Consider the following 18140-nt stretch of genomic DNA (forward strand, 5'->3'; position numbering starts at 1 on the left):
GGCAAGCCTCCTGCGGTGACCTATTGGCAGAGAATTGAAACTACAAACCCCAGTCAGCAGGTCCAAAGAGTAACTCAGCCTATCAGGACCCTCGACACCTACTTTATCTTTGCTAAGGACATCATCTGAGGCCACATTTTACTATAGCTTAATTGGCCGTGATGACAGCAAAGAAACAATCTGGCTCAACCGTCACAAGAGTGACGAGGATGGGAGCGATTGCAGAAGAGCATCTAGATCGGCTGTCTCTGACGCTGCAACCTGATTGAAGCGTCAGAAAACATATCTTTTGGCACGCAACGGATAACAAATGGCGCCTACCAAACGTCCAAAGACCTCGTGTTCGTCCGAATCCCAATCTTAACATACTTCATCTGCGTATAGATAAACAAAGCAGTAACGATAAAATTGAAGTTGGGCTTGTTGTCCTCCACCCGGACGGAACGTAAGAGTATAAAAACGAACAAGTTGCAGGAGTTGTGATTTCGGAGGTTCGGCGCGCCCTCCAAGCTACCTGCAGCCAGGTTTCTACGATTTTCCATATTTATCTAATTACTGCTATATGTGAATTCTTCAAACGACGAGGACACGATGAACTCACTAACCAGAATAACACGTGGGATGGGCGTTGCGTTAAAGGACGGTAGAGTGAAAGGCATTCTTGCCTTCACAGTTGGAATGATTTTATGGGCCTCGGTCTTTTATCACTTTGTCGAAGGTTGGAGTTGGCTCGACTCAATCTACTTTTCTGTCGTGACGATTTCGACCGTGGGGTTTGGTGACTTCTCACCTGAAACCGCGGCAGGGAAGATATTCACAATGATTTACATCATCGTGGGCCTCGGTGTTTTCGTGACCGCGGCGACCACAGTGGCAGATACAATCTTGTCCCAAGACGACAAAAAAGCGGACAAGTAGATTATCCCAATTTGGCCAAATCGAATTCTTGCCCAGGCATTGGTTTGACTGGGCACCTCAAGCCGTGGCCCGGATTCATTTGTGTCTTCAAGCTGATAGATGATCACTAAAATTCAAAAAAATATACATATTATGTTTTTTGAGTGTAACATTCCAAAAACATATGGAGGGATGGAATGGAAAAGACTCAGGACGCGAAGATTGTCGATCTGGCAATACGATTGCTCTTTCTCGGACTATTCCTCTACAGCGCCCTGGTCATGGTGGCCCCGCTTGCAAGTGTGGTTATCTGGGCAACGATCCTCTGTGTGGCCCTATACCCGGCATTTGATTGGCTTCAGTCCAAGCTGGGAGGGCGGAAAAAACTTGCCACGACGATCTTGGTTTTGTTGGGCCTTGTTTTGACCCTGGGGCCAGTCGCGACTGCGGTGTCTGGTGCTGCAGAACTAGGGTCCGAGTTTGCGGAACAGGCCGACAAGGGTGAGTTGAAAGTCCCACCTGCGCCCGAGGGTCTCAAGGAGTTGCCCTTGGTGGGAGACAAAATAGCCGATGTCTGGGGAATGTTTGAGCGCAATCTTGACGGCGCGCTTGCGAAGTATGGCACGCAAATCCTTGAGATCACCAAGTCGCTGTTCGGAAAGGTGTTGGGCATCGGCATCGGACTTCTTGGCTTAGCTTTGTCCGTGTTGATTATGGGAGCGTTGTTCAGTCCCGGTCCAAATTTGGTCCAGGGTCTTCAGCGCTTTGCAAACCGTGTCTTCGCACCGCGCGGCGGTGAATTCGTAACACTGGCAGGCGCAACTATTAGGAACGTGACAAAAGGCGTGATTGGTGTAGCAGCCATTCAGGCGGTCTGCGTTTGGATACTGTTGGCTTTGTTTGGGATTTCTTCGGCCGCCACGCTGGCATTTATCTGCCTGATACTTTCGATTATCCAAATCGGGCCCGGATTGGTTCTTATACCGGTAATTATTTACGCATGGAGTTCCATGTCCGGCGGAACTGCTTTGATCTTCACCGTTTTGGCCGTTCCCGTCATGATAATGGACAGTTTCCTAAGACCCGTTTTCATCTCAAAAGGCCTTGAGACCCCCATGTTGGTCATCCTCATCGGTGTTCTCGGAGGTATGATGGCGTACGGTTTGATCGGCGTCTTTATGGGTCCGGTTCTCTTCGCTGTCTTCTATGAGCTGTTCAAGGTCTGGATTGATACTTCGCCCGAAACCGAGGGCGTTGCTGAAGGTGCGACGAAATGAGGAAGACGATATGGACAACCCTGGCTGTCATTCTGATTTTTCTTGTCTGGTACCTGGTCGCTGATCGGAAAACGCCATTTACCGGGAACGCCAGAGTAAAAGCCGTGGCGACCCAGATCGTCCCGCAGGTGACAGGCACCGTGACTGACGTATTGGTCGAAAATGGCCAGATAGTCTCGGCCGGAGATGTCCTCGTCCGGATCGACGCGCGACCCTACGAGATTCAGCGCGACAAAGCGGAAGCTGATCTCGAAGCGGCCACTCAAGAAGTGGGCGCATCTTCGGCAGAGGTAAGAGCGGCACAAGCCAAACTAGCAAGGGCGCAGAGCGATCTGGATACGATGCGCATTCAAACGGAACGCGTATTTGCGCTCGAAAAGAAAGGGTTGATTGCCGTCTCAAAGGCCGATGATGCGCGAGGGCAACTGGCAGAGTCCGAGGCAAACTATGAGAATGCAAAAGCGGATCTGGAAAAAGCAAAACAGAGGCTTGGTGACGACGGGATTGAAAACCCTAAAATCCAGCGCGCGTTGGCTGCCCTGGCGGATGCAGAGCTAAACCTTGAGTGGACTGTACTACGTGCTCCGGCGACGGGTGTCATCTCAAACTTGCTGATAGCCCCCGGAACATATGCGCGATCCGGCCAGGATCTATTGACGTTTCTGGACGCAACTGACGTTTGGATCGAGGCATATTTTTCCGAGAACAACCTAGGAAGAGCTTCGATAGGTTCTCCGGTTGACGTGGTGCTGGACATGCATCCAGGTCAGATTATTCCGGGTGTCATTGAGAGCTTTAGTGCGGCTGTTTCCTTAAGTGGCGGTGATGTGCCCGGGCAATTGGCGAGCCCGCCAAGCACTAAAGGATTTTTGCGCGAGCCTGAAAGGTTTCCGGTCAGGATCGTTTTGCCCGGCTATGAAGCAGGAAGCACCGAAGATGACCTTCGCTTTCAGCTGAATGGGCAAGCCGACGTGATCATGTACCTAAGCGACAACTCGTTGCTGAACCTCGTGGGACGCACCTACATCCGCGTGGTTTCAATTCTGTCCTATGCGTACTGAGGACCAACGCTCTGTCATCCGGCTTGCGCTGGGTGTTACCGGCGTCTTTTCATTGGGCCTATTTCTTGGGTGGCCGCTTGCCGTCGTTGGGGCGGTGTTCGCCGCCCTTTTTCTACAAGCACCTGCCGCATTGCCTTTGGCAGCATTTGCCAAGCTCTTTGTCTTCTCTATTGGATTGATGTTCATTTCGTTCCTGTTGTCGTCAATCTTCTCACCATATCCGCTTGTATTTCTTATGATGGTGGCCATTGGAATAATCCTGTCTTTCATATGGTCAGTTTCAGGCGCCGGAGTTTTACCAGGTGTCATAGCGCTCATGGGCGCATTGATGATTCCGAACTTGGTTCTGCAATCACAGGACCTGGCTTTGGTGCTCGTGTATTGGATACCGTTGAACCTGCTATTTGCAGGCTTCGTATCGACGTTGATGTTCGTGTTGATACCCGGAGAACCTCAAACGGCGGCTCAAAAGAAAGCTGTGTCGCAGGCGAGTTTCGATCCACATCGCCGAATTGTCAGGATGTCTCTTGTCACAGTGCCCTTTGCTATGGCGTTCTTTATTTCCGGAGCGTCTGCATTGCTGGTTCTGTTCTTCGTCGCGCTGCTGAGCCAGCAACTCGCGGCTATGCCTGCCGCAGGTAAAACCGTTGCAAAAGCCATGCTGACGGCAAACCTCCTTGGGGCGGCAGTTTCCATCATATGCTATGAAGTAAACGTAATAGCTCCGGTTATTTTGACGCCCATTCTGCTGTGTTTTTTCTTTTGCCTGACTCTCGGAGCACTTGGAAAATCTCAAGCCCCACTCGCCGCCGCTGCCGGCTCTGCTATTACAACGGCCCTGATCGTATATGGCGGGTCGGTTGCGCCATTTTCAGACGAGGCAGACGTCAAGAGCATCACTCGAGTTTTACAAGTTGCCAGCGCCGCATTTTTTGTAATCGTTGCATATGTCGTGGTGGATGAATTCTGGCCGGAAAAGGAACGCCAGGCGACTGAATGAACTGTGTCGCTATGAGGCTCGGCGCTGAAACCGGCAGAGTTTTCAATTTGACCAGCTTTACTTAGCATCCTCGCGAGCGAATGGCGGCTTAGCCCGGAGACTGTGTGGAAACTGTCGGGGTTTTCATCACAAACGTAATTACACCTGCTCATCTACTGCGTCCCGCAACCCCTTGCGCAACAAGCTGAGACTGAGTTGTAAGCGTTGCATCTGACCGCCAAAATAGCCCCTGATCTGCCTACCTTCGGCAATTTGTGATGCGTCCAAAAGGGTACAGGCATCATGAATTCTCAAGCTTTAGATGAGCTAGCAAGTGATCAGAAAATTGAAAACATCTTCCACGCGTTCGGCCACTCCATCCCTGTCGGGAAGGATTGCCGCCGTCGGCGCCCACACAGCTTACATTGAACCTGGGAGCCCGTGGGAGAACGGATACTGTGAAAGCTTCAATGGCCGGTTCAGGGATGAGCTACTCAACGGTGAAATCTTCTACAGCCTACGCGAAGCCCAAATACTGATCGAACAATGGAGGAGACACTACAACACCAAACGCCCCCACAGTGCTCTGGGCTATCGCCCGCCAGCGCCCGAAACCATCATCTCAATGGATCAAAGGCCAATGATGCAATAACAATCAACTTGGACCCGTCAGATGAGGCTGCTCAAGGGTCCTCGGACGCATTGCAGGAGCTCGCCGCCATTTTCCCGGACACAGCCACGCCGAATGGGCTTGGATTCGGCCGGGCAGCCCGCCTGATCCTGCGAGAATTCGAAGCCCGCGCGCTGGCTTAGACCCCGCGCAAGTGCCCACCCACGTCCTGCGGTGCCAGTGCGACCGTTTTGATAACTGCAAAACAGGGTTTGCCCGGTTCCAATCCCAACGCTTCGACGGAACGGCGGGTGACCCGCGCCAAAACAGAACCCGCGGGCGTTCTTACGGACACGATTGCACCCGGCCCTTCGCCTGCGCGGATCGTGTCGACTGTTCCTTCCAGCACATTCAGGGCCGAAAGACCCTCGGGGCGTTTGCTGGACAGAATAACCTCTTGCGCGGGAATGCGGATTCGCAGTTCTTCCGCAATTTGCAGGGGTACCCGGGGCAGAAACAATGACGACCCGCCTGCGTCCAACTCAGTCAGCCCGTCCGAATGATGTTTGACGACCCGAACCTGCAACACTGCACCGACAGCCCGCACACCAGCTGGTGCGACTGACGGATCGGCCAATACTTCGGAGGCAGGGCCATGCCGTAAAACCTTTCCCTCTTGCAGAGCGACAACCGATGTCGCCAAGCGCGCAACTTCTGCGGCCGAGTGTGTGACGTACAAAATCGGCACCGAAACCTCATCCCGCAGCCGCTCGAAGTACGGCAGGATCTCGGCCTTTCGTGCGTCATCGAGAGCCGCCAGAGGTTCATCTGCCAGGATCAGTCGTGGACTGGCCAAAAGAGCGCGTCCAATGGCAACGCGCTGCTTTTCTCCGCCGGACAACCCCGAGGGGCGCCGGTTCAACAGGTGCCCGATCCCGAGCATTTCAATCACTTTGTCCGGGTTTTCGCGGCGCGCGCCCTTGGGCGCGAACCATTTTCCATAGAACAGGTTCTGGTGCACGGTGAGATGTGGAAACAGACGACCTTCCTGAAAGATGTAACCCAGCCGTCTTTTGTGCGGCGGCAACCAAAGGCCCTGCGCGGTGTCAAACAGCTCCCACTCATCGACGGCAACGCGACCGGCCATGGGTTTCACCAAGCCGGCGACGGCGTTGACGATGGTTGTCTTTCCAGACCCGGATCGCCCAAACAGAACCGTCACACCGGGAGGGGCATCAAAACTCAGGTCCAGCTTGAGGTCGGGCAGATCGTGCTGCAAACGAACGGACAAGCTCATGATCCGGCCACCCGCGCCGCAACGCGCCGCCCAATGAATTCGGACAACAGCAGCGCGCTCATGGCAACCACGATCGAGATGACCACTAAACGGGTGGCCGCAGCTTCGCCGCCCGGAACTTGCAGGAAGGCATAGACCGCTGACGGCAGGGTTTGCGTCTGACCGGGGATGTTCGACACAAAGGTAATCGTTGCCCCGAACTCTCCCATCGCTTTGGCAAAGGCCAGTATTGCCCCGGCGATGACGCCGGGCAGGATCATCGGAAGGGTCACCGTGGCAAACACAAACAGGCGTGATGCACCCAGTGTGGCTCCGGCCTGTTCCAGTTTGGGATCCACAGCTTCGATCGACAGGCGTATGGCCCGCACCATCAGCGGAAATGCCATGATACCCGCGGCAAGGACGGCGCCAGTCCAACGAAACGCCACGACAATTCCGAACTCTGCCAGCAACTTGCCCAGCGGCCCCTGAATTCCAAATGTCAGAAGAAGCAGATAGCCGGTCACCACCGGCGGCAGGATCAACGGCAGATGCACCAGCCCATTCAAGACCTGCCGACCCGGAAACCGCCAACGTGCCAGCGCGTAGGCAACGAATATGCCCAACGGCAATGTCACCAGTGTTGCCCAAAACGACACACGTAGCGACAACTTCAGCGCCTCAAGCTCTGCAGGTCCCAACCACCCCATACCGCTATCCGTTCGGCAGGGTGAAACCCTGCTTTTCAAAAACAGCCCGCGCGGCCTGAGATTGCAGGTGATTCAGAAACACCCGCGCGGATTCAGCACCGGCAGCCGTCAGAGCCGCCGGGTAGATGATGGGCGGATGCAGGTCGGGCGAAAATTCGGCGATGACACGAACCCGTCCCTCGACCTGCGCGTCGGATCGGTAGACGATCCCCATTGGGGCAGCACCTGTGGCAACAAGTGCAAGGGCTGCGCGCACGCTATCCGTCTGGGCGATCTGACCCTGAATGCCCTGCCACAGCCCCAGGCTTTCCAACGCCGCCTTTCCGTAGATCCCAGCCGGCACGGCATCAACCAGCGCCATGGCCAGATATCCACCATCCAGTGCGGAGCCCAAAGCGACCCCGGGCCGCATTTCGCCAATGTCAGCCCCTTCGCTCCCAGCGACCAGAACCAGGCCATTGCCCAGCAAATCTACACGAGTTGTGGGGTCAATTAGGCCCTGATCTTGCAGCACATTCATCCAATCAACGTTGGCGGAGATGAACAGATCTGCCGGGGCACCCAACTGAATCTGGCGCGCCAGAACGGACGAGGCCGCGTAGGATATAGTTATGCCCTGTCCAGTTTCCTGCTCAAATTCAGGTGCAATCTCATCAAGGGCAGTTTTGAGGCTGGCCGCTGCAAACACCAAAATCCCCTCGGCCCCCGCGCGAAGCGGGGCCAGCGTCAAAGCGCCCAGAACCAGGGCCGCTATCAAAACTCGGCGCGCGTGGGACAGGATCGGTTTTCTCCCGCCTGGAAAGTTGCAGTTCCTTTGGGGATATCTGAGGCGGCAGGTGACACGCAAGCGCCTTTGCAATCACCCACGAGGTAGAACGCAAAACGATAAGCCCCTCACAATCGAAAAGACCCCGCAACACGAGGCACGGCGAATTTCCTGCCCGATTGAATTGTCAGTGGCCAACAAATCAGATTCTGGGAAAGAAATTCTGCCAGACCCTCTTGCACCCGGGCGCAGGCTTAGCTAAATGCACCGTCACGGGTGATTAGCTCAGTTGGTAGAGCGCTTCGTTTACACCGAAGATGTCGGGAGTTCGAGTCTCTCATCACCCACCATCCTTTCCCCACAATGTGTCAAGCTCTTAAGCGACTAGCACCTATTGTTGTGCCGCCCGTGGAACTGTGTTTGCTGCGCATCGTCTTTGCATTCTGGTAGGTAGTTTGCTCTGTATTTCTCTATTAGCTCGAGTTTATTGCCCCCCAGCTTTAGACAACATAGCCTTCGCATAATCACGTTTTGCTGTTGCGCTGTCCTCGAAGCGAGCATGCACGACGCAATAGAATAGAGTACTGTCATCTAGACCGTTGCGAGGTGTAAACCAATCAAAGGGTTCGGTCAGCTCTACCGATGCAAACTGGCTAGTTGGAGGCGCAACAGGTGCCAAATTGGCTTCACTATTTGTAATATCATCGAGCAGCGTTGGACGGGCCGTGCCGGTATCCGGTGTGAGAATACCCATGATCTGCTCGCGACCAGCCGGAACGAAACGCCCGCTCTCCTCGACTGGAAACCGGACCGGCTGTCCGGCATAAACATCTCGCTGCACTTCACTGTTCTTAACAACAAGGGTTCCGTTAACGAGCACGTACGGAATGCCTTCTGACGGAAGACCTTGCTGACCAAGAGTATAGTTCGCCTTTTCGGTCACAGTCTCCGGATCAAAAATCGTGATGTCCGCGACCATGCCTTCTTGCATACGCCCACGCACATGCATTGCACGCAGGCCCGTGTCACCTAAACGCTTAGCATGGATGTAGCTTAGCTGAGTAAGTGTGAGCATAAGCGGCACATTCGCTTCACGGGCCAGTCTCAGGACAAGCGCGTGGCTGCCTGCTGACCGAGGATGCCCTGCATAGTCTTCGTAGGGGGCATCCCAACTCATCAAATTGCCCTCGATGTCTAGCCCGGCCATACCGTCGCCCGAGATGCCATAGCCTGCGATAGTGATCCAATCATTCAGCCATTGCTCCCTTGGCGGGCTAAAAACAATTGCCGTCCGTCCCGGCTCATTCTCAGCGAAACTCAAGAATTCGTCTTTTGTCACGAAGCGGTCAAGTTGAGGGTCAAAAATGGTGTCTTCGTATTTGTACCCCATCGAGCCTTCCCAATTTTCAGGGGCGATGATCGAGGCTCCGTAGTTTCCCGATCCGGCGGTCCAAGGATAGTAACTGGACCAGACATTGTAGCCTTGATCGCGGGCCATTTGGAGTTTTTCCTGATTTTCCCACCAGCCATAATCATTGTCATGGTGTATGTGGAGCGGTGCGCCAAGCACCATCGCGTTGACCAAGATTTCATTTACACCCGTCTGTGTTTCTGTCGGCGTCGAAGCACTGGGATGAAATCGGTGATGGACGGAGGTCAATCTACCGTAACGCGCTGCAGCCCGCTGTGCTTGGAACATCTCATAGGTGGTAATACCTTCGCGGGCGTAGCCGATGGTCGATCCCACACCGAGGGCCCCAAGACGTAGTCCCTCATCCAGCTGGGCAGTGATTTTGTTCATCTGCTCACGGTTGCTTGGTACAGAAGACCACCCCTCGACACCGTCTTCCACCGATTGTGCCCTCAGTGCGAAGAAGTTCCGGAAGTCTATATCCCCACCTTCGAGCACGAGGCCGTCGTGAACCCGCATCCGAGCGAATTCTTGTCCAACGACCGTGCCATAGTTTGCCTGTGTTGCGCCTTCGCGCGCACTATACCATTCGTCGATGTTCGCTGCCCCAACCTCAAAATCCATTTGAGTCGTAACGCCATCACGAAGGTTTACCTTGATACCCCAAGGGTCCAGCCCGTGCTGCTCGAGATCGATAAACCCGGGGGCAACAACGTGCCCTGTTGCGTCGATGGACTCGCTACCATTAATTTCTTCGTCAGTAATTGCAGTGATCCAGCCGTTGCTTATTCCCACGTTAGCGATCTGATCGAACCCGGTTTCCGGGTCCATTACCCGACCGTTGAGAATGACAACGTCGTAAGTCTGCGCGAAACACAAAGTCGAACACACAGACAACGTGCATGCCAGAAACAAGGTACGCATGGATAGATCCTCTCTCTTATCGACAAAACTGAGTGTTTTGTTGTTTTTGGCGTCTGCTTTCGACTCACATTAGAAAACGATCCGGGTTCTTAGGCCGAACAGCGTAATGCTGTCCTGAGTGGGGTCCTGCAGCGGGTCAGAAATGAACTGCAGCGACGGCGTGATCTGCAGTCCGGGCGAGATTGAAAAACGGTAGAATGCTTCGAGCGTGAACTGGTCACCGTCTATGCCTCTTGCCTCGGCCCAGTTCAGGCCCAGCCCGGCCAGGTCAGTATTGCGACCGTAATATCCCAGACCTGCAGAGATGGACCGATCGTAAAGCGCCGCTGTTCCTTTTGAGGCGCCTGCCCGAAAGAATGGCATCCATTTATTGCCAACAAACCATGCCGCTGAAAATGCAGCCCCATAGTCTTCAGGGCGGCTGCCATCGTCGGCTGCATCCGCATGCCAAAGGGTCAGGTGGATATTATCGAAGTAAATGCGATCAAAGCCGGAGGTGTAACCAAGCTCGAGTGACTTGAAGAGATTGCCATCGCTAAACACATCAAAGTTTGGATCAGACGGGTCGGCGTTTGCGTCTGAGACGCTCGCAACAGCGTAGAAGTTTTCGCTCAACTTTATCCCACCGGCAATGCCAAGACCTTGGTTGGGCGTGTTAATTGTCGGATTGGTATTAAAAGACAGGTTTTGGAAACCACTGTAAGGGCTGACCAACCCATAGATATCCACAAAGTCCGTTACATCAATCTGCCCGACTTGCAGCGTCCACGCGCCGTTCTCGGCACTTTGGGTCCAGAACAGGTTGGTCAGCAGTAAACCATTATCGTTGAAGGCCGTCCCTGTGATCGAAAGGGCTCCACCATCTAGCCCAAGGAATTGCGGGGCAACATTGGTATAACTGTGCCTGTCTTCGATCTTGAATGTCAGAGACCCCCGTTCAGTCGCCTGCCAACTGCCATAGAACCGCGCAATTCCGCTGGCAGCTTCGCCTTGCCCCAGATCCGCGTTCGTGGTTTGGCCCAACGCCAAATAGTCCACGTTGAACCGAAACCCACCCTCAGCCAGTCGGTCTTTCCACTGAAACCAACCCGGTGCAATATTGCGCGGAAAATCGGAACGATATTGCGGATCAGTTAGCCCATCTCCGGGCTCTAGATCAGCTTCGACGGAAGATGGCCCGGATAACCCCTGGGCCGACGCTGCGCCAGCAAAGACAATACTCAGTGCGACAACGAGAAGTCTTATCATTCAGACGCCTGTGCCCCGCCGGTCTTGCGACTGCCCGCCGCTCGGATACGATCAGCGGCGCGCTGCTTCCATTCCAGCCCGTCTGCTTCGGTTTCCAGAGTTTCGACACGTTCCGTATCCAGCTGGTATGTCGCATTCATGTGCATGAGGCCGTCCACAACCATCATATTCTGAACAGTGGGATCGATAGTCAGCTTGCCCGTCAGCCGAACGGGTTCGTGGAAATAGCTGGGCGTCCAGTCTCCATTCAACCGCACACGGATCATTTGGTTGGGCGGAGGTGGTGGCATGTGGCTACACATACCTCGTTCTGGCACTAGATACGCCACAGATCGCCCGTCTGGATCGCTCGGGCCCGGAATGGCAAAGCCCGCGATTGTTATTGTTTGACCATCGAGTTGAGGATTTCCGCTCGTTCCTGCCTTTCGTCGCCGTTCTTTCACAAGTTCTCGTTGATCGAGCAGCCAGTCGACATCAACGCCAACTCCCGCCAAGGCATCCTCGGTCTCGGTCAGAAGCTCCTGCCATTTCTGTCTTTCTTCCGCGCTGCCAGCGTCTTGCTGCAGCCTGCCACGCATCCGCACAACGAAAAGGACGTCGTCGAACTGTTCGGGGCTGAGGTCCCGATAGGGATCTTCAAAGGCCTGCACAGATGGGTCTGGAAGATCGACCCAGTCCAGCGCCGTTCTTGGCGTTGCCATGGCGGAATGACCGTAACAGACCAAACCCGCGAGCAAGATGGAGCGAAACCAAAAGAACATGAATACTCTCCGGTCGAGTTTTGGGGTTATTTCAGTGTATTTTTGTATATCACACCGTCCTTCATGATCAGCCGGATCGTATCAGGGCTTTCAGGCCTCGGGTCGGCGCCAAACCACTGATCACCAGTTCCTACTACTGAGAAGTCTTCTAGTGGGTTACCGTCGATCAGCAGGATGTCCGCATAGGCCCCTTCCTCGATCACACCCAGTTTGCCTTCGGTATACGGGTTCATAAAATCCCCTGACAGAGCGACGACTTCACCGCCCGTCGATGTCAGCGTGACCATGGACGTATAGGGGCCAAAAAAATCATTGTTTAAGTGTTTTTCGTAGGCAATCTGGATATTGCACGCCTCTACCGAACCAACACAGTCTGTCTGGAAACCCCGTTTCACCGGGCATTCTTTCATATTGTCGATATAGCCAGCAAATGTGGCCGACGCAGACTTTGCCTTGGCCAGGCTCGCCGGAACATCCGCCACAGCCGGAATGTCGAGAAGGCCGGGGTCAAATGCCGTTAGGTTTGTTGTAATGTACGCACCCTTCTCGTTCATGACTTCGGCAATTTCGCAGTCAAAAGAAAAACCATGTTCGATTGACATAACACCTGCGTCGAGCGCACTCAGGATAGCTTCCTTACGATAGGAATGCGCCATGACATAGCTGCCATATTCATTCGCGACCTGGACGGCGGCTCTGATTTCTTCGGGCGAGCCGGCCAGCAATTGCCAAGGGTCGAATGCCGACACGACACCCCCGGATTGCATGAATTTCAATTGCGTCGCGCCCATACGAAAGTTGTTACGTGCGAATTTATAGACGTCATCAACACCACTGACCTCCTGAGCCATGTTCAGCCGACCCATGTTTGTCTCCGAACCAGGTGGTGCCGTGAAGTTCGCGAAGTCAGCGTGACCACCGCGTGTTCCAATAAATGCCCCAGATGGATAGTAACGAGGACCCTCGATTTGGCCCGTGTCTATCGCCCTACGTAGTCCGCCATTAGCGCCACCAGCATCCCGGACAGTGGTGAAACCCTGCATCAAATACATCTCGGCCATCCGCGCACCGTGTATGGCAAAATCCTCCCAGGTCGTGTTGGCCTCCATCGCAGGCAAGGTCGGTCCCATCAGCATGAGATGCGCGTGCAGCTCAATAAACCCGGGGGTAAGTGTCCGTCCCTCTCCGTCAATGACTGTAGCATTAGGGGCATCGATCGCATCGGTTGATACGGACTTAATCAGGTTGCCCTCGACCAATACGCTGGCATTCTCGATGCGCTGTTCATTCACGCCGTCGAAGATATGCACGTTGGTAAACAACGTTTGGGGTTCTTCTTGATCCTGAGCCTGCGCGGACGCTGAAAAAGAAAGACCTGCAGCGACAATTACCGTCGAGCAAAGCGACATTCGTAGACCGGACATAAGTACTCCCTTCATATTCATGTTTTGCCAACTGTAGTCCGGAAATCTTTGCCTCGGTTGCCACTTTTGAATTGGCGTGTTCGAATGTGATCGTAAAAATGGCCACTAAATAAACCGACCAATCATCACAAGGGTGACGAGCTTGCCTTTCAACTCCACCTCTCAAGAGCATAGCGAGGGCTTTATTCGCCTCTCCTTAGCCGCTCCGTTTTTGCAGTATCTCACCGAACGCAAGATCAATCCGCAACCAGCATTGGACCAGGTCGGATTGAAAGCCGAACTGTTGTCTGACCCATCCGTGTTCGTTCACTCAGAGCTGGTCTACGGTTTGGTGAATGCCTTCTCAGAAGTATCAGGGGATCGATACCTAGGACTGAATGTAGGTGAGGTGTTTGACCTAAAAGGATGGCCGCCCTTCGCTCAAGCCTTGCAATCAACAAAAACGCTATACGAGTTTTTTACCCGCTTTGTTGGGCTCGTACCGCAGGAGTCCAATTCTGTGCGGCACAGCCTTGTGATTGAAGCAGGCAAGGCGACTTATCGTATCGAGAGGCAACAGGAACCAACTGTCCCGCCCATTCAGGTGACCGGTTTTGGTGCCGCAATCTATGTACGCCTATTGCAGACCGTCGTCGGAGATTCTTGGGATTCTTCGCGTGTGCGATGGGAAAGCAGATACATCAATGGGCTGCCTATCGACTACAAAGGGATCGAGGTTGGCCTTGGGACTGATCCCGGAATGCAAATTAGTTTTCCTGTGGAATGGTTGTTTTTGCACCATGTCTCTGAGGGCTCTACCAAGCCCATAGCTTCACCTCAACAAGAGGAAGAAGTAACCGTGGTGGCAGCTTTGCGCTCTGTCTTACGGGACAAACTAGATGAAACCAATTTGGGGCCAGAGATGGTGGCTGGAATGCTGGGAATACGCCCGGAACGGTTTCTGAAAGCGCTTCAGCAACAAGGCACAACTCTACCCCGTGAAACCAAACGGCTGCGTGTCGATGTCGCCAAAGAGCACCTCAAAGAAGACCAGATGACAATTGCGGAGATTGGTCTGATGCTCGGCTATTCCGACAAGTCCCATTTCACTCGCTTTTTTCGAGGTCAAACCGGAATGACACCGACCAATTTCCGCCTTGGATCATAACTAAAGCGCGACTGCTCGTATTGGCTGCCCACAGTTTCCCAATGTTTGTCCAAACAGGGCAAACAAAAATTTGGAGTCCATTTTTTAGAGTCCGTATCTGAGGATTGAAAAGGGAATATTGCCCTATCGGCACCATTGGCGTAACATGCAGCGCTATGCCATCGCTGCAGCAACTAATTAATTTTGTGCGGTCGGCCACATACTTGATCGCAGCAAGCTGTCATATTCTAATGAACCGTCACGCAGATTTTGCTACTTTCAAACCACTGACAACACTTTCGGCTTTCGCTCCCCATTGAGTCTATCAATAGGATCATTTGACCATCTAGATCGCTTTGACAGGCGTGTGATGGCTTTCAACGTGTTTAGCGTTATTCACTCTGCATGCCGCTAAACGACCGTAAGTGAGTCATCCTCATCCCTGGTGACGTTGAAAACGACATCTTCGAAATCGTAATCGCCCCCACCCGTCAAGTCCTCGAAACCGATGGTCATTGACTGGCCACCCGACACGACACCCGAAAGCACGTGTTGCTGATCGTCACTGTTCAAGGCCGCCTTTTCAGCGTGAAACGTGGTGACGCCGGCAGAATTCCCATTCACCGTCAAAACGAAATCAAATTCGTCGTCCACATCTGCCATGGCACCATTGCCGGCAACAAAACCCAGGTCGTCGCTGTCTGAAAGGGTCTGGGTCCAATCCGCGCCATCTTGCACAATGAAGAACCCAAGGCGACTTCCGTCGGCCAAGTTACTTAATTCAACTGTGCCATTCGCATCATTGGCGTTTTCAAAAATTAGACGCACATTCGCAATCTCGCCATTGCTCAGGATATCGTAAACGCCAAGAACGTTGTCAAAATCTGCGGTTCCAAGCTTGACCAATTGTATCTGAAAGTCTGTCGTGTCGTCCCCCTCGAGAAAGGCTTTGTTCACGATGCCGTTGATCACGCTGCTGTCAACGCGGACCCCTGGCGCAAGGTCAGGCAGAAATTTAGCATAGCTGACCACGGTGTTTCCATCCTTGGTGATGGCAAAAAAGTCGCCGCCCGACTGCCCGCCGTCCAGCGAAATCGTCAGGTCCGTCGTGCCGTCGCCATCAAGATCGAAACCCACGTTCGAGCCATCGGTGAAACGGACGTTGGACCGGTTTAGCTCAACCCCTTCGATGACCAGGGATTTTCCCACGCCGAACCCGCTGACAATACTCTGGTTCAGCTCTTCCGGCGTCACTCTGAGTGTGTCCGTGTCCCCGAACGACAGATACTCTTGCGAGGATGTCGAAACCGGTTCTGCCGGTTCGCCCGGATCGGGAACGACCGGTACCGGATCTGCTGGCGTATCAGAACCACCGGCATCCGAACCGGCGCCGGTGTCCAACTGGACACTCGCCGTGGTGCGGGCAAAATTCTGAGTCACAATGACGGCAGGAACGCCGCCGAATGATCCAATTTCTATTCCGATGCCGATATATGCCAGGTTCGGATTCAGAATGTTGGCGCGGTGATTGGGGCTGTTCATAAGTGCATTGTGCAAATCGACGACATCGTCCGAAAACCCCGGCTCTCCGCGTTGGCTTTGCCAGGCAATGTTCTCGGCAGTGGACCAGGACCCGGACAATACAAAACCCGCGTCTCGCATGCGCTGGGTGGCCGAGCTGCCACCCTCACCCGTATGCGAGAAATCACCGGATTCCAGCATCCACTGGCTGTGCTCTTCGGCCGAAGCGTTCAAGCGGAGTTCCAGCTGAACGGAGTCAAAGCCACGCGATGCACGTTCTGCATTGATCAAATTAAGCATTTCACGCTCAAGCGTGCTGGCCTGCGACATCGTCCATCCCCTGATTCAGCGCAATCGTCGAAGCAAACTCGTTCAGATTTCCACAAACTGCAGTCGAAAAAGCGCGCGCAAGCTTTAAACGGCAGAGTTTCGCTCGACGGGCTAGTGCGAACGGCGATATTTTGCGAAACACGCATCCGTTGGATGTAATAGGTTCCCACGTTTACATTGATAGCCGCCCACCAAAGGCGGCTTAGATCAGGCGATCCATGCGGCGATGGCGCCGGAAATGGGATAAAAAAGCTGGCGATCCCGGAAGGACTCGAACCCTCAACCTGCTGATTAGAAGTCAGCTGCTCTATCCAGTTGAGCTACGGGACCGCTGGGCCCTTCTTGCTGTTTTTACTTCCGGGGTTCAAGAGCCAAGCGCATAAAGGCGCTGTTCGGGTCGTCTTCATATCCAAAAATCGGACCGCAATAGGAATACCCAAGCCGTTCATATAGCTTACGGGCGGCCGCATATTCCGGCAGATGTTCCGCACCTGTTTCCAGAACCAAAGCCGCCACCCCTTGGATGCCGGCCTCATCAGTCAGGTGGTTCATCATCTGACGCGCCAAACCGCGTCCACGCACCTTCGAGATGATGTGAACGGACTTCACCTCGGCCGTTCCGTCCGGCAACGCCTTTAACGCTCCGCAGCCGACGGGCTGTCCGTCCTCAAACATGGCCCAGAACCTGATGCCCTCGGCAGCCAGAGCCTGGGCATCCATGGTATGGTTGCTTTCCGCAGGTCCGGCAGTTTCGCCATGTGCAAAATGCGCCTCAATCAATGGGCGCAGCGCGTCCGAGGTCGGGTCGGCCTCATGGATTTCGATCATTCAGTGGGTCCAGGGTGCGCGCCGATCGGTGGCGAAATTCTCACCATAGCCGCGCGAACGCAGGTTGGGTTTGCGTTTGTGCGGTTCGCTAACCTGGACTTCGATGCCATTGTCCTTGGCGTAATCTAGGGCCTCTTCTTTGGTGTCGAACTTCAGGCGCACTTGAGTTTGCGTGTCGTCGGAAGACGTCCAGCCCATCAGCGGATCAACCTCACGCGACGACGCGGGCGCGTATTCCAGAACCCACTTGCGGGTCTTGGCCATCCCCGAAGTCATTGCGTTCCTGGCAGGCTTGTAAATCCGTGCGCGCATGTCGCCCCTCCGTCCTCACTTGGCTGAGATTGTTTATGCGTCAGAGTACAGGCTGGGACAAGATGGGAATTGTCGCGGCTGGTCACGCCCTGATGTCAGAAACTGTCATCAGGGCCTTTTATAAATCGTGCAAGGCCATCAAGAGGACACCGACATGATCCACCACAGAAAAAGCCTGGAAATCGACGCCCGGCCCGAATCCCTTTGGGCCATTCTAAGCCGTTTCATGCATATCGACGAATTCGCACCACAAGTCGCCTCGGTGGATGCGCTGACGACTGGGCCAGACGGCGTCGGGTCGAAACGGCGTTGCCACTTTGAAAACGGCACCTCGCTGGTCGAGGAAGTGACCGATTGGCAAGTCAACAAAGGCTATCGCGTACGCTTGTCAGAGATGCCGGCGATGCCTTTGACCCAAGCACATGCGTCCATCACCATCGAACCCCTCGCGAATGGCCATTCGCGAGTCGTCTGGAGCATGGATTACCAGATGAAATATGGCCCGCTGGGCTGGCTGATGGGTCAAACACTGATGAAGGCGATGATGGGCCGGGTTCTGGAGAGCAATCTGAAAGCGCTGGCCGACAAGGCGCAATCGGTTCAAATCCCCGATGCTCAGTATGCCTATTACTGAAACTGAGTTTCTGAACCGGATCAGGCCTTGCAGTTGGACAAAATA

General features: G+C 54.1%; 17 protein-coding genes, 2 tRNA genes and 1 pseudogene. 9 read left to right on the forward strand and 11 right to left on the reverse strand.

Going from position 1 to position 18140, the window contains the following annotated elements:
- Window positions 1-648 precede the first annotated feature (648 nt).
- The 6 genes and pseudogenes from QMP16_RS10755 (at window position 649) to QMP16_RS10780 (ending at window position 5027) form a co-directional block, all read left to right on the forward strand.
- Window positions 649-918: a potassium channel family protein gene (locus QMP16_RS10755; RefSeq protein WP_233493465.1), complete on the forward strand. Its 270-nt coding sequence runs from the start codon at window positions 649-651 to the stop codon at window positions 916-918.
- Window positions 919-1094: 176 nt separating this feature from the next.
- The gene (locus QMP16_RS10760) at window positions 1095-2174 is read left to right on the forward strand and encodes an AI-2E family transporter (RefSeq protein ID WP_282152382.1); all 1080 of its coding nucleotides are present in this window, start codon (window positions 1095-1097) and stop codon (window positions 2172-2174) included.
- Window positions 2171-3235 carry an HlyD family secretion protein gene (locus tag QMP16_RS10765; protein ID WP_282152383.1) on the forward strand — a complete coding sequence of 355 codons (1065 nt, stop codon included), beginning with the start codon at window positions 2171-2173 and terminating at the stop codon, window positions 3233-3235. Before QMP16_RS10760 ends, QMP16_RS10765 begins: the two co-directional genes overlap by 4 nt.
- Entirely contained in the window at window positions 3225-4235 is a 1011-nt protein-coding gene (locus tag QMP16_RS10770) for a DUF2955 domain-containing protein (RefSeq protein ID WP_282152384.1), read from the forward strand. The genes QMP16_RS10765 and QMP16_RS10770 overlap by 11 nt, the downstream gene beginning before the upstream one ends.
- A gap of 373 nt (window positions 4236-4608) precedes the next feature.
- Window positions 4609-4866 (forward strand): annotated as a pseudogene (locus tag QMP16_RS10775) (integrase core domain-containing protein); the annotation flags it as partial.
- 8 nt (window positions 4867-4874) lie between these two features.
- Complete coding sequence (locus QMP16_RS10780; protein ID WP_282152385.1) at window positions 4875-5027, forward strand: hypothetical protein; 153 nt, start codon at window positions 4875-4877, stop codon at window positions 5025-5027.
- Here QMP16_RS10780 and modC read toward each other — a convergent pair.
- Genes modC through modA form a run of 3 tightly spaced genes read right to left on the reverse strand, consistent with a single transcriptional unit; the run spans window position 5024 to window position 7567 of the window.
- On the reverse strand, window positions 5024-6121 hold the full coding sequence (modC, locus tag QMP16_RS10785) for a molybdenum ABC transporter ATP-binding protein (RefSeq protein WP_282152386.1): 1098 nt from the start codon (window positions 6119-6121) through the stop codon (window positions 5024-5026). The genes QMP16_RS10780 and modC overlap by 4 nt on opposite strands.
- On the reverse strand, window positions 6118-6810 hold the full coding sequence (gene modB, locus QMP16_RS10790) for a molybdate ABC transporter permease subunit (RefSeq protein ID WP_282152387.1): 693 nt from the start codon (window positions 6808-6810) through the stop codon (window positions 6118-6120). Before modB ends, modC begins: the two co-directional genes overlap by 4 nt.
- 4 nt (window positions 6811-6814) lie before the next feature.
- Window positions 6815-7567: a molybdate ABC transporter substrate-binding protein gene (gene modA / locus QMP16_RS10795; protein ID WP_348774592.1), complete on the reverse strand. Its 753-nt coding sequence runs from the start codon at window positions 7565-7567 to the stop codon at window positions 6815-6817.
- Between the two features lie 283 nt (window positions 7568-7850).
- Between modA and QMP16_RS10800 the strand changes: the two genes are divergently transcribed.
- A tRNA-Val gene (locus QMP16_RS10800) sits at window positions 7851-7926 on the forward strand.
- Window positions 7927-8060: 134 nt separating this feature from the next.
- On the opposite strand, the gene QMP16_RS10805 is transcribed toward QMP16_RS10800, so the two are convergent.
- The 4 genes from QMP16_RS10805 to QMP16_RS10820 all read right to left on the reverse strand — a co-directional run bounded on the left by QMP16_RS10805 (window position 8061) and on the right by QMP16_RS10820 (window position 13344).
- Window positions 8061-9911 (reverse strand): amidohydrolase family protein, encoded by a 1851-nt coding sequence (locus QMP16_RS10805; protein ID WP_282152388.1) that lies wholly within the window; start codon window positions 9909-9911, stop codon window positions 8061-8063.
- Window positions 9912-9980: 69 nt separating this feature from the next.
- On the reverse strand, window positions 9981-11159 hold the full coding sequence (locus tag QMP16_RS10810) for a carbohydrate porin (RefSeq protein ID WP_282152389.1): 1179 nt from the start codon (window positions 11157-11159) through the stop codon (window positions 9981-9983).
- Window positions 11156-11860 carry a DUF3299 domain-containing protein gene (locus QMP16_RS10815; protein ID WP_282152390.1) on the reverse strand — a complete coding sequence of 235 codons (705 nt, stop codon included), beginning with the start codon at window positions 11858-11860 and terminating at the stop codon, window positions 11156-11158. Before QMP16_RS10815 ends, QMP16_RS10810 begins: the two co-directional genes overlap by 4 nt.
- An 86-nt stretch (window positions 11861-11946) precedes the next feature.
- Entirely contained in the window at window positions 11947-13344 is a 1398-nt protein-coding gene (locus QMP16_RS10820; RefSeq protein WP_282152391.1) for a metal-dependent hydrolase family protein, read from the reverse strand.
- 142 nt (window positions 13345-13486) lie between these two features.
- On the opposite strand from QMP16_RS10820, the gene QMP16_RS10825 reads away from it, so the two are divergent.
- A complete protein-coding gene (locus QMP16_RS10825; RefSeq protein WP_282152392.1) occupies window positions 13487-14491 on the forward strand; it encodes an AraC family transcriptional regulator in 1005 nt (334 codons plus the stop codon).
- A gap of 390 nt (window positions 14492-14881) precedes the next feature.
- Here QMP16_RS10825 and QMP16_RS10830 read toward each other — a convergent pair whose 3' ends face one another.
- From QMP16_RS10830 to QMP16_RS10845, 4 genes are all read right to left on the reverse strand, one after another.
- On the reverse strand, window positions 14882-16321 hold the full coding sequence (locus tag QMP16_RS10830) for a CAP domain-containing protein (protein ID WP_282152393.1): 1440 nt from the start codon (window positions 16319-16321) through the stop codon (window positions 14882-14884).
- A 253-nt stretch (window positions 16322-16574) separates the two neighbouring features.
- Window positions 16575-16651: transfer RNA gene (locus QMP16_RS10835), tRNA-Arg, on the reverse strand.
- Window positions 16652-16672: 21 nt separating this feature from the next.
- Window positions 16673-17149: a GNAT family N-acetyltransferase gene (locus QMP16_RS10840; protein WP_282152394.1), complete on the reverse strand. Its 477-nt coding sequence runs from the start codon at window positions 17147-17149 to the stop codon at window positions 16673-16675.
- Window positions 17150-17461 (reverse strand): ETC complex I subunit, encoded by a 312-nt coding sequence (locus tag QMP16_RS10845; protein ID WP_109312827.1) that lies wholly within the window; start codon window positions 17459-17461, stop codon window positions 17150-17152. It lies immediately after the preceding gene.
- A 154-nt stretch (window positions 17462-17615) separates the two neighbouring features.
- Here QMP16_RS10845 and QMP16_RS10850 point away from each other — a divergent pair, with 154 nt between their 5' ends.
- Window positions 17616-18095, forward strand: coding sequence for an SRPBCC family protein (locus QMP16_RS10850; RefSeq protein WP_282152395.1), 480 nt, complete (start codon window positions 17616-17618; stop codon window positions 18093-18095).
- Window positions 18096-18140: the final 45 nt, after the last annotated feature.

The sequence above is a fragment of the Ruegeria atlantica genome (genome assembly GCF_947495585.1).
Taxonomy (GTDB): Bacteria; Pseudomonadota; Alphaproteobacteria; order Rhodobacterales; family Rhodobacteraceae; genus Ruegeria; species Ruegeria atlantica_G.